This is a genomic window from Nocardia sp. NPDC051030 (genome assembly GCF_040683015.1).
Classification (GTDB): domain Bacteria; phylum Actinomycetota; class Actinomycetes; order Mycobacteriales; family Mycobacteriaceae; genus Nocardia.
Map to the genome: position 1 here is coordinate 165012 of NZ_JBFBCD010000004.1, position 11681 is coordinate 176692.

Below are 11681 nucleotides of genomic sequence, written 5' to 3' on the forward strand. Positions count from 1 at the left end.
GAGAAACTCATGCCCGTACCCCCACCAGCAGCAGGATTTCTCTGCCCGACACCTTGACCTCGATATCGCACACGATCCACCCGAACAGTCGAGGCGAAACCCGGTGCGCCCCGCATGATTCCGTGCGGGGCCTTCACCGGCGTCAAGAAATCATTGCGCGACATTAGCCTTGCGAGCGCACGAAAACCCTTGCCATGGTGGGGGAATGAACGATCCCACCCTCAGCGGCGACAATACGGACTTCAGCTTCGACGCCATCTACCGTGGCGACAGCCCCTTCGGCGACCACGCCCCCTGGGACATCGACGGCCCGCAGCCCAGCTACGTGGCCCTGGAGGCGGCCGGTCTAATCACCGGCGACGTCCTCGACTCTGGTTGCGGCACCGGCGATAACGCCCTCTACCTCGCCAGCAAGGGCCACCCGGTGACGGGCATCGACTCGGCCCCCACCGCGATCGATATCGCCCGGTGCAAGGCCGCCGAACGCGGACTCCCGGCCACCTTCGACACCGCCGATGCCCTCGAATTGCCCGGCTACCACGCACAATTCGACACCGTCATCGACTCGGCCCTGGCCCACCTGTTCACCACCGACGAGCTCACCCGCTACGCCGCGGCCCTGCATCGCGCCTGCCGCCCCGGAGCGACGGTCCACGTCCTGGCGATCAGCGATCGGGCGACCGCCTTCATCCGGACCGGCCACGCCGAACTCGCCGAACAGATGGAAGCCCAACTCTCCGACGGCAACCTCGACCTGAACGAGATGCTGCCGTCCTTGACCGCACACCAGCTACGCACTGGCTTCGCCGACGACTGGGCCACCGAATCCCTCACCGAAACCACCCTGCGCGCCCACCTCCCCTTCCAACCGGACCCCATCAACCTGCCCGCCTGGCTAGCTCGCTTCCGCCGCCTGTGACAGCTAGCTCGGCGTCCCCTTCCACCGAGGGGGACATGAGCCGGGGTTTTGTCCGGATCTTCCAGCCTCATGTCCCCCTGAACGTGTTGCGGTCGCGGTTTGGTGCGACTGTCAGGTGTCGGGCAGGCCGGGCTAGGTGGTTGGTTATCAGGCGAACTGGAATGTGGCGGTTAGGTGTTGGGCGAGTTCGGAGGGGTGAGTTAGTTGTGGATAGTGGCCTGCGGCGGTGATCTCGGTTATCGGGTGGTCGATGGGGTCGGTCACCGGGTCGGCCGAGCCTGTGATGATTTCGACTGGTACGCGTAGCTGATTCAGTAAGGCGCGTAGGTGTTTACGGTCGGCGTGAGTAGTTCGCAGGGCCTTGACTACTCGGCGTGCCACGCCGGGGCGGCGCAGATCGGCTGCGGCGCTGGCGATTTCCGTGCCGGGAGGCAGGCCCAGGGTGTTCGCGAGGCGGTCGGGGGACATGCGACGCAGGATCGGGATGGCGAGCGGGGAACGGGATAGCCGAGAACTGGTGGGCTGCAGGAAGGGTGGGGATACCAGGATCAGTTTGCTGATGGACTCCGGATGTTGGACTGCGTAGCGAAGCGCGGGACCGCAGGCCAGTGAGTGGGCAACCAGCACTGGACGAGTGCGGACCGGGCGTAGGAGGTCGGCCAGCCATGCGTCCATCGGCTGATCGGATGCTGCAGAGCGGCCGAGGCCGGGCAGGTCCGGGGCCAGGATCGGGCCGGGGAGGTGGGCGGCGAGCGGGGCCCACAGGTCGGCGTTCATCGGAAGTCCGTGCAGTAGAACATGATCGGGGGTGTGTCGGTCGCCGGATATCCAGGTGCGGCTGCCTGCCACGGTGTGGAATCCGGAGGGGCTCAACCAGGGTTGTGCAGCGCCGAAGCGTGCTGCCACCAGGTCATCGGCCCAGGACCGCAAGGCATCCGCGGCCGGTGGCATCGCCAAACCGGCAGTCGCCGCCAGGGCTTGGGCGGATGCCGTCGGGTAGCGGTCGGTCGAGAGGAAGGACAGTGTTTCCGGGTCCGCGCCGGTGAGCTTGCGCGGCAAGTGCCGCAGCAGCCCGACGGGAATGCTGCGCCGAGGTGCCCGCACCCCTACGTGATCGGCGATCGTGCGAACCAATTCGGGTAGCCGAGGAGTAGCGTCATCCAGTACCCAATAGTGCTCCCCTGCAGGCGATTCCGGAATCTCCGCCAAGAACTTCGAGAAATAGTCGATCGTCACGATCGGCACGAAGACCTCCGGCCCGCCGGGGAGCGCGGGCAGCCGCCCCTCCCACAGATCCTCGACCAGACCGGCCAATCCGATGTGCTGTCCCGGCCCGATCACCGTGCTGGGATTCGCGATGGTCAATGGAATTCCGCGCTCCTGCGCGAGCGACCGCACCGCGAGATCGCCCTCGAATTTCGACGCCTCGTAGGCACCCAGCCCGGCATAGTCGGGTTCGCCACTCTGCCCGCTCACCCGATACCCGCTCACATGCACCAGTCGCCGCAGCCCGGGCAGGGTTCCGGCCCATTCGAGCACATTGATGGCCCCGGTTACGTTGGTGGCCTTCGCTTCTCGCGCTTCCAGCCCGAACGCGTACCGCGCCGCGGTGTTGTACACATCCCGCACTTCGGGCAACCCCGTGAGTGGTTCGGTGATGTCGGCGGTAATGATCGTCAGCCCGCTCGTGTCGATGCCTTGGGCGACGAGCCACGAAGTGAGCGTGTCCTTCCGAACAGCGGCCACCACTCGCTGTCCCCGACCCAGCAGCTCGGCCACCAGGGACCGTCCGATGAATCCCGTCGCGCCGAAAACGATCGCGTCCATAGCCACTCCTAAATAGATCGGTCTACATATTCTTAGGACAAGAAGAGCCCGGCAAAATCGCCGAAGCTCAGGTCAGTGCAGCCACACAGCGATCTGCCGCGCGACACGGGTCAGCGGTTCCCGACTGCGATGCACCCTGGCCAGCAGCAGTGCCCCTTCGATCAGGGCGAGGATGGTGACGGCAAGATCCTCGGCGTCCCGCCGATCAGCCAGCCCGGCCCGCAGGGCGTCCTCCCACGAGGTGTAAACCTCGGAGCACGCCGCCTGAAGCGAGTCATTGGTAGCGGCCGTTTCGAGCGCCACCGTCGCCACCGGGCAGCCCTTCCGCCAGTCCGACTCCTCCAGCCGATCGCCCAGATACCGCAGTATCGCCGCTACCAACTCCGCCGCCGAGACATCGGAATCAGCAAGCGCCCCAAGGGAATCGCCGATCGCCCGCCCGCCCCGCCGCACGGATTCCCCGACCAGCTGGTCCTTCCCCCCGGGAAAGTGGAAGTACAGGGACCCCCGCGGCGCACCGCTGACCGCAACCACCTGATTGAGCCCGGCCCCGAAATATCCACCGACCTCAACCAGCTCCTGCGTCGCGTCCAGCAACCGATCCCGCGTCTCGGCACCCTTCTGTCCCATGTCAGAAAAAGTAGACCGACCTACATATTCCTGTCAATCCCCCCGAAGCCCTACTCTTCAGGCCGGTTCCAGCACCGTCACATTGCCGGTCAGGAAGACGAGGATGTAGACCTTGTGGGAGGTCGGGTCAATGGCTACGGCTTGGGGGCTGTCGCCGACCAGAACTGTTGCGATCGAGGCATTCTTGTCGGTGTCGATCACTGAGATCGGGCCGCCGTCGCCGCCGTTCTCTTTCGCGAGGCCGTCATTGTTGACCACATAGGCCGCGTGCGCCGCGGCGTCGATCGCCAGGTGGACGGGTTCCTCGCCGACCGGCATGGTGGCGATCGACTGTTTCGTCTTCGCGTCGAGCACCGTCACCGAGCCATTCGCGTTCGCGGTGTACAACCGCTGCGTATCCGGGGCTACGGCCACGCCCCGGGGCTGGCCACCGTATTCGATCGTGGAATCGATCCTGTTGCTCTGGGTGTCGATCACGCTCAGCTTCGCCGTATTGAAGTTCGCCACGTACAACCGGTGCGAACCGGGATCGATCGCCAGATCGTTGGTGTAGTCCCCGAGCGGAATGGTGGCCTTGACCTGCTTGGTGAGTGTGTCGACGGCCGTGAGGTCTTCACCGCCGAAATGGCTGGCGTAGAGAGTGTGCGTCCCCGAGTCGAACGCCAGCCGGTCCGGGTGGGCACCGGCGTCGAGGGTGCCGGTGACCTTCTTGTCGATGGTGTCGATCACCGAGACGGTCCCGACCTGATAGTTGGCTACATACAGGGTGTGCGACCCGAGATCCATCGCCAATCCCTGTGCCCCGTCCCCGGTCTCGATCTTGCCGGTCACCTTGTCGGTCTGCGTATCGACAACCCACACCAGCCCCTCGAAATCGCTGACGAACAGCGAATGCGACTCCGGATCGACCGCAACCTGCCGAATCGTCCCCTCGATCGGAATGGTCGCGGCGATTTTCGTTGCGGGATCGACCTTTTCCGCGCTATCGGTCGAACAACTCGCGATCACCGCCGCCCCGAGCACCAGCCCGCACACGGCCAACCTGAATGACGCCATCCGAGCTTCCTCCCTCACGCGCAGACCGGCGGCGGAATCCCACCACCCGAATCGATAATGGCGGCGACGCCCTCCGCTGGGCTTGCGATCCGCTTAACAGGTGGCCGAGTCCGCGAATCCTTTTCCCGGTTGATCGCTCTTATGGGTATGCGGGTCATCGGAACCCGCTGGGCGACGACACCCTCCAGATCACCAGCGGCAATCTGATCCAGATCACCGAATGAAGGGCTGAGCGCTAGTGGGCCGCCGCGAAGTTTTGGCGGTAGCGCTCGGGGGTGGTGGAGAGTCGGCGGGTGAAGACTCGATGGAGAGTTTCGCCGTGCCGGTAGCCGACCGCGCGGGCAATGGCGGTAATGGTGAGTTCGGTGGATTCCAGTAGCCGGCGGGCGGCCTCGATACGGAGGTCTTCGACGAATGCGGCTGGGGTGCTTCCGGTTTCGGCGCGGAAGGCGCGGGCGAAATTGCGTTCGCTCATGCCCGCGCGTTCGGCCAGAGCCGAGATCGCCAGATCGCCGTCGAGGTGGTCGGGCAGCCATTGCTGGACGGCGCGAATGGCCGGAGTCCGGGCGGGCTGTGCGCGAAGTTGAGCGCTGAATTGGGCCTGCCCGCCGGAGCGACGGGTGAAGACGACGAATGCGCGCGCGACCTGCTGAGCCATTTCGCGGCCGAGATCGTCCTCGACCAAGGCCAGGGCGAGATCGATACCGGCGGCGACGCCCGCTGACGTCCAGCGATTGCGATCGTGGACATAAATGCGGTCGGGCTCGACGGTCACGCGCGGATAGGTGCGCGCCAGCCGATCGGTCGTACCCCAGTGGGTGGTTGCCCGGTAACCGTCGAGCAAACCGGCGGCCGCGAGCAGCAAAGCACCGGAGCACACCGACGTCACTCGACGGGATTTGCGAGCCAGAGCAGGCAATTCGCGCACCACCTCGGCCGACACCGGCCCGGAGATCCAGCCACCCACGACCAAGAGCGTGTCGATCTCCTCCTCGGAGGCCGCCAGATCCTGCAGGGAATGCTCGACCGCAATGGTCAAACCGCCGTCGACCTTGATCGAACGCCCCTCCGGTGAGGCCGTCACCAGCCGGTACACCGGTTGCGCGGCGAGCGCGTTGACGAACCCGAAAACATCCATCGGCCCGGCCAATTCGACCAGCTGCATGCCCTCGTAGGCGACGAAGACAATGGTGCGCGGCGTGGGCATTCCGCCATCATCGCAGTCGACGATCATGGCCGCCACAGTCAACGGGTAACCGTGACGGCAGACGGGCTGGTCGATCGCCTCGCGCCGCGGTGATCGACCGGCCCGTCCCGGCGCCCACATCAGCCGACGCGCCCGATCTCGGACTTCCTGTTGCGCGCCACATGCTGTTCCAGGAACGGAATCAGCACCACGGCAACACGATCCGCGTACTGTGCGTGGGGGTAATGCCCGCCATTGTCGACCATCTCGACGCGACCCAAGCCGTGCGGCATCGCAGCCACGATGGCATTCGCCTCGGCTTCGGGATCGGCGAAATCCGGGTCCTCGGCACCGAAGATCACCAGCGCCGGGCAATGCACATCCGCCAGCCGGGCATGTGCGTCCACCGGGGTGGTCTCCCCGGTCTTCATGAATTCCGCCCAGCGCCCGGGCTCGGCAAGCTTGTCCCCGAGTCCGGCGATGTACGCGTCGTAGTCGGCGGGCTTGGTCGGGTACGCCACGTCCAGATACCGCCGCCACCAGGGGAAGGTCTTCATCGTCAGGGTGAGCCCCAGCCGCACCATCCCGCGCCGGTACCGGCGACTGGTGAACAAGGCTCCAACATGGAAACTCTGCGCCAGCGTGAAAGGATCGATCTCGACGATCGCACTCACCAATTCCGGGGCCTCAGCCGCCGCAATGGTCGCCGCCCCACCCGACAGCGAATGCCCGACAATCACGGCCGGACCGCCGAAATGCCTTATGACACCGATCAAGTCCCGCGCCACATCGGTCCGACTGATAGCCGCCTTCCCCGTCTCCGAAGGCCAGTCGAGACTGGATTCCCCATGCCCGCGCATATCCACATTCACCACCCGATACCCGGCCGCGACCAACGGCCCGACCAGATGCCGGAACTCCTGCCGCATGGTCCCCATCCCGTGCGACAACACCACCAGCGGCCCCTCCCCCACCACATCGCAAGCCAGCCGTCCATGCTCGAGCGTCACATACTCGGTCATTGTCATTCCCTTCCAGCGAAGTCAGCCGCACCTGCGACCTGCTGAAATTGAACGCCGAGAACTCCCCGTGGCCGATAGCGAAGGCCGAGACCGTCAGCCACCCGGCCGATTTCGTCAGTCCCTGACGCCCGCGTTCAGCGCTTCAACAATCCGGCGGCATTGTCGTGCAGTACCGCGGCGAGGAGGCTCCGGTCATCGATGACGCTGTGGATGGTGGCCAGCGAGGCGGTCGGCACGCCGTAGGGAGTGTTGGAGCCGAACAGGCATTTGGTCGGAAGCTCGCGGATCGCGGCCCCGAGCACGAATGCTTGCAGGGCGCTGGACAGGTCGAGGTAGAGATTGTCCACCTCGCGGGCGAGGTCGATCGCGAGCATGGCGTGCAGTCCGCCGAATGCGCCGATAATGACCGGGACACGGGGATGCCGCCGGGCGATGTCGGCGTAGGCGCGCAGATCGGCATCGGTATTGGGGGCGAAACCGTGGGTGAGCACCGGCAATCCGCCGTGGTCATCGGCGAGCCGGACGATGGGGAGAATCGCCTGGCCCGCACCGGGAGCGGGTGTGAGCTCGCCGATTCCGACCATCGCGGGGTGCCGTAGCTGCTCGTCGACGAAGGCGATGAGGGTTTGCGCATCCAGGCTCAGTGGTGCCGCGGCCATCCCCACCACTCGGCCCGGGTGTGCGTCGAGTGCGGCGCGCAGTTCCTCGGCGGGACCGGTGAACGCGGTCGCATCCACCGGAGTACCCGCGATCACGTTCTGCAAGGCCGCGAATTCGGCGCGCACCTCGGCCGGGGTGCGGGCGCGTTCGGGATGTACCCGGGTGGACAGCAGGACCGTCAGGTCTATTCCGGCTTGCTGATCGGCGGCCAGGCGCTGCTCGAGGTCGTCGGTTACGTGGGCGTGGATGTCTATGGTCACGGGCCCTCCAGGGGGATTGTTCGGAGCGATACCGCGACGATATGGTTTGACATTGGTGTCAAGGTCAAGCCGAAGGGTGAGCCAATGCTGATCGGGGAAATCGCCGAACACGCCGGGGTAACCCCGCGCATGGTCCGCCATTACGCGAACGCCGGACTCGTGACGAGCACCCGAGACACCAACGGCTACAGGGACTTCGATCTCGGACAGGTTCTGCGCGTCCAGCAGATCCAAGCCCTGCTGGGCCTCGGCCTCACCGTCGCACAGATCACCGACCTGCTGCCCTGCCTGGGCGACCAGCCCGACACGCCGTCCTGCCCGGCTGCGCGCACGGTCCTCGAGCGACGCCTGACCGCCATCGATACCCAAATCGGCACCCTGACGACCCTTCGCGGGCGCATAGCCTCCGCCCTGCGATCTCCCGATCTGCCCTGAACATCAGGGTGGAGATGGCCGAAAACCCAGGCATGGCCTGGGTTTTCGGAGAGTAGCGCTGGAACCAGGGATCAGCGCGTGACGATGGTTGCCGATCCGTGCCCGAAAAGGCCTTGGTTCACGGCGATGCCCGCGCGGGCATTGTCGACCTGACGGCCGTCGGCCTGACCGCGCAACTGCCAGGTGAGCTCGCAGATCTGCGCGATGGCCTGTGCGGGGATGGCCTCACCGAAGCAGGCCAGTCCACCACTGGGGTTCACCGGGATGCGTCCACCCAATGTTGTTGCACCGCTGCGCAGTAGCGCTTCCGCACCGCCGACTTCACAAAGCCCGATGTCCTCGTACCAGTCCAATTCCAGTGCGGTGGAGAGGTCATAGACTTCCGCGAAGGACAGGTCATCGGGTCCGAGCCCGGCCTCTTCGTACGCGGCGTGGGCGATGGCGGAACGGAATGTGCGCGAAGGCGTTTCGACCGCCACGGCGGAGTCCGTCGCGAAATCCGGCAGATCGAGAACGGTTTTCGGGAATGTCGGCGTGACGGTCGACAACGCCTTGATGCGCACCGGGTCGGTAATGCCATGGCGGCGTGCGTAATCCATCGACGTGAGCACGAGCGCGGCCCCGCCGTCGCTGGTCGCGCAGATGTCGAGCAGCCGCAGCGGATCCGACACGATCGCCGAGGCGGCGATCTCCTCCGCCGAAACCTCCTTGCGATACCGCGCATTCGGGTTGTTCAACCCATGCTTGGCGTTCTTCACCTTGACCGCGGCGAAATCATCGAGCGTGGCACCGTGCAATGCCATCCGGCGGCGCGCGTACAGCGCGAAGTAGATGGGGTTGGTCGCACCGAGCAGATGGAATCGCAGCCAGTCCGGATCGTCGCGCCGCTCACCGCCGACCGGCTGGAAGAAGCCCTTCGGAGTGGTATCCGCGCCGACCACCAGCGCCACCTCGCACAACCCGGCCAGAATCTGCGCGCGGGCATTGGCAATGGCCTGCGCGCCGGAGGCACAGGCGGCGTAGCTGCTCGAGATCCGCGCACCGGACCACCCCAGCGCCTGAGCGAACGTCGCACCGGAGACGAACCCGGGATAGCCATTGCGGATGGTGTCCGCGCCCGCGATATAGCCGACATCGCGGTGGTCCACCCCCGCGTCGGCCAGCGCCGCGCGCGCCGCGACCAGCCCGTATTCGACGAAGTTCCGCCCCCACTTGCCCCACGGGTGCATGCCCGCGCCGAGGACGGCGATATCGCGATTCGTCTCAGTCATTGACCGGCCTCCACATCCACACCGTGTGCTCGGCTTCCTCGTCCTCGAACAGCGTGCCCACGGTGAGCTCGACCGGCATCCCCACGGCCAGGTCATCCACGGTGAATTCCCGCACGACCTGCCCGAGAATCACCATCTGCTCGACCTCGAGCTCCACGGCCGCGACCACATACGGCACGAACGGATCCGGCGACACGTACGGCGGTGGCGGCTTGTACCGCGCATCCGCGTACGACCAGATCCGTCCACGCGTGGAGAACAGGTACTCGGCGAGCTCGGACCCGTCCTTCGCGCCGTCGCACTGCGGATTACGGCAGGCCAGCGTGTTCTTCGGGAAGTACGGTGTGCCGCAGTCATTGCAGCGACTTCCCTTGAGACGCACCACACCGTCATCCGCGGTGAACCAGTCGGCCACAGCGGGGCGTTGTTCTTTCTGCACACCCCGACGCTATAGGAACACGTTCTATTTTGGGGCGGAAATCTGCTCCCTCGCCGCGCACCCGGAGGTACGGTGAGGGCGGAACGAGGAGCACCGCACCCCATGGGCACCAAAGCTATTGACCCGCAGTCGATCCGCAATGTCACGATCATCGGGCATCCCACCGACACGGCCCGGCTGGCCCAGCGACTCCTCCACGGTTCCGGCACCACGTCGCTGCGCTGGGCAACAGATCGTGTCGAGCACACGATTCGGGTGGCCGAGCTCTCGAGCCACGCCCCCATGGCCGATCTGGAACGATCCATCCGGGTGGCCGACGGGCTGATCGCAGTCGTGAACGCCGCGAACAGCACTCCGAGACTCGACACCATGCTGAGCGTTGCCGACGATCACCAGGTCGCCCGGCTGTGCGTGATCACCTCCCTCGATCACCCCGCCGCCGACTTCGATCGCTGCATCCGCACCATCGCCGAGACTCGCGGCGCGGTGCCATTGCCGCTCCACATCCCCCTCGGCACCGGCCCCGACTTCGACGGCAGCATCGACCTCATCCCCATGTGGTCCCTCGAGGAGCTCGCCGCCGAGTTCTTCGGCCCCCATTGGATAGTCGCCGAACACTGGTACCGCACGCTCATCGACACCGTGCTGGACCAGACCCCCGCAGGCCCGTTGCGGGACATCCCACCCGCTCAACTACACCGCCGCATCCGCACCCTCACCCGCATCGGTGAGGTCGTCCCCGTCCTCTGCGGCGCAGCCCCCGGAAGCGACGACCCGACCCCACTCCTGGACGCCATCGTCCGCTATCTGCCGTCCCCCCTGGATGTCTGCCAACCAGAACACGCCCTGGATTATTAACGGACGCCGTCAGCGGCCAGAGTGGATGCAGAATGTCGATTTCGGCACAAGAACTTCGAGCAGTGATAAAGAGATTCCCGGCGCGACAACCGATCACCGACGCATACGAACACGCGCACCCCGGACCCCAGTCGAAGTGGCCGAGCCAACGTGACCACCTCTTGGGCTGGCTGGCTGACTACGACGGCCCCGGCTACTACGAACGCACGAACCCCGGCCAAGATGCAAGAACCTTCTACACCCAGTTCAAGTGCGCGCCCGGGCTGCTCTGGCTGGCGGAAGCATTGGGTGAGGACCCAATCCGCCTACAGGAGGCCATGACTCGTGTCGAGGCGGCCGGGCAGAACCTGGCCAGCCAGTGCGGAGCCTTCCGTGCCGTCATCCCGTGGGCTCGAATCGAGGAACTGCTGGCCGCACAACCGACCAACCGCTATCACTATCTATTCGGCTGGGCCACAAGGCTATCGCCACGCCACGCTCGACGACTGGACCGCAGAGCAGACCGAACCTAGGACGGTTGCCAGGGCTGGTCCTCATTGCGTACTTTTCGCGCCGTGAGTCCGGGATGGTCGAGGAGCGCTTGCCAGGCATCCGACCACGGAAACCGTTCGCGGTAAGCACCTCCGGTACGCGGCTCGTGGGGCGGATCTTCGGTTAGAACAGTCACGCCCCACTCCGAAAGCTTCTGAGCAGCTTGCCCTACCGGAGGAAAGTCGAAGAGTGCTCGGTTGACGAACGGCACCGCCACCACGGGCAGCCCCCAGCCGACGGCCTCGACCAGCAGGCCGAGCGGCAATGTGTCGGAGATGCCCACGGCCCACTTGGCGAGTGAATTCGACGTTATCGGCGCGACGATCATTCCATCGGCTGACGGAAGCATGTCGGGTGCGTCGGGTTCCTTGTACTGGCTGCGCACCGGATATCCGGTCTTGGCGCTCAGCCTGTCGGCGTCGATGAAGCGGAGACCGTTCGGCGACGCCACCACGCAGACATCCCATCCGGCAGCCTGCGCCAGGTCCACGAGCGTGCCGACGTCGCGAGCGACGGGTGCGCCGGTCACGACGGCATACAGGACTGGCTGTCCCTGATCGTTCATGCACCAATGGTGTCAGGTTCGC

Annotated in this window: 13 protein-coding genes; 4 read left to right on the plus strand and 9 right to left on the minus strand. The window is 65.6% G+C overall.

The genetic code is table 11. From position 1 onward, the window contains the following. The first annotated feature begins 205 nt into the window (after positions 1-205). Positions 206-919, plus strand: coding sequence for a class I SAM-dependent methyltransferase (locus AB0N05_RS14385; protein ID WP_364692775.1), 714 nt, complete (start codon positions 206-208; stop codon positions 917-919). A gap of 147 nt (positions 920-1066) precedes the next feature. Here AB0N05_RS14385 and AB0N05_RS14390 read toward each other — a convergent pair whose 3' ends face one another. The 6 genes from AB0N05_RS14390 to AB0N05_RS14415 all read right to left on the minus strand — a co-directional run bounded on the left by AB0N05_RS14390 (position 1067) and on the right by AB0N05_RS14415 (position 7560). Beyond that, a complete protein-coding gene (locus tag AB0N05_RS14390; RefSeq protein WP_364692778.1) occupies positions 1067-2746 on the minus strand; it encodes an alpha/beta fold hydrolase in 1680 nt (559 codons plus the stop codon). A gap of 72 nt (positions 2747-2818) precedes the next feature. Then, on the minus strand, positions 2819-3376 hold the full coding sequence (locus tag AB0N05_RS14395; RefSeq protein WP_364692781.1) for a TetR/AcrR family transcriptional regulator: 558 nt from the start codon (positions 3374-3376) through the stop codon (positions 2819-2821). 57 nt (positions 3377-3433) lie between these two features. Continuing rightward, complete coding sequence (locus AB0N05_RS14400) at positions 3434-4432, minus strand: YncE family protein (protein ID WP_364692784.1); 999 nt, start codon at positions 4430-4432, stop codon at positions 3434-3436. Between the two features lie 235 nt (positions 4433-4667). After that, the gene (locus AB0N05_RS14405) at positions 4668-5675 is read right to left on the minus strand and encodes a helix-turn-helix domain-containing protein (protein ID WP_364694556.1); all 1008 of its coding nucleotides are present in this window, start codon (positions 5673-5675) and stop codon (positions 4668-4670) included. A gap of 83 nt (positions 5676-5758) precedes the next feature. Further along, the gene (locus AB0N05_RS14410; RefSeq protein ID WP_364692786.1) at positions 5759-6640 is read right to left on the minus strand and encodes an alpha/beta hydrolase; all 882 of its coding nucleotides are present in this window, start codon (positions 6638-6640) and stop codon (positions 5759-5761) included. A gap of 134 nt (positions 6641-6774) precedes the next feature. Beyond that, entirely contained in the window at positions 6775-7560 is a 786-nt protein-coding gene (locus tag AB0N05_RS14415; protein WP_364692789.1) for an amidohydrolase family protein, read from the minus strand. Between the two features lie 84 nt (positions 7561-7644). Between AB0N05_RS14415 and AB0N05_RS14420 the strand changes: the two genes are divergently transcribed. After that, a complete protein-coding gene (locus AB0N05_RS14420; protein WP_364692792.1) occupies positions 7645-7995 on the plus strand; it encodes a MerR family transcriptional regulator in 351 nt (116 codons plus the stop codon). A gap of 71 nt (positions 7996-8066) precedes the next feature. Here AB0N05_RS14420 and AB0N05_RS14425 read toward each other — a convergent pair whose 3' ends face one another. Together AB0N05_RS14425 and AB0N05_RS14430 are read right to left on the minus strand one after the other, a co-directional pair. Further along, positions 8067-9266 (minus strand): lipid-transfer protein, encoded by a 1200-nt coding sequence (locus AB0N05_RS14425; protein WP_364692795.1) that lies wholly within the window; start codon positions 9264-9266, stop codon positions 8067-8069. After that, positions 9259-9681, minus strand: coding sequence for an OB-fold domain-containing protein (locus AB0N05_RS14430; protein WP_364694559.1), 423 nt, complete (start codon positions 9679-9681; stop codon positions 9259-9261). Before AB0N05_RS14430 ends, AB0N05_RS14425 begins: the two co-directional genes overlap by 8 nt. 126 nt (positions 9682-9807) lie before the next feature. Between AB0N05_RS14430 and AB0N05_RS14435 the strand changes: the two genes are divergently transcribed. Further along, on the plus strand, positions 9808-10563 hold the full coding sequence (locus tag AB0N05_RS14435) for a GTP-binding protein (RefSeq protein ID WP_364692798.1): 756 nt from the start codon (positions 9808-9810) through the stop codon (positions 10561-10563). Between the two features lie 161 nt (positions 10564-10724). After that, entirely contained in the window at positions 10725-11075 is a 351-nt protein-coding gene (locus AB0N05_RS14440; protein ID WP_364692801.1) for a hypothetical protein, read from the plus strand. On the opposite strand, the gene AB0N05_RS14445 is transcribed toward AB0N05_RS14440, so the two are convergent. Then, the gene (locus AB0N05_RS14445; protein ID WP_364692804.1) at positions 11072-11659 is read right to left on the minus strand and encodes a flavoprotein; all 588 of its coding nucleotides are present in this window, start codon (positions 11657-11659) and stop codon (positions 11072-11074) included. The genes AB0N05_RS14440 and AB0N05_RS14445 overlap by 4 nt on opposite strands. Positions 11660-11681 lie beyond the last annotated feature (22 nt).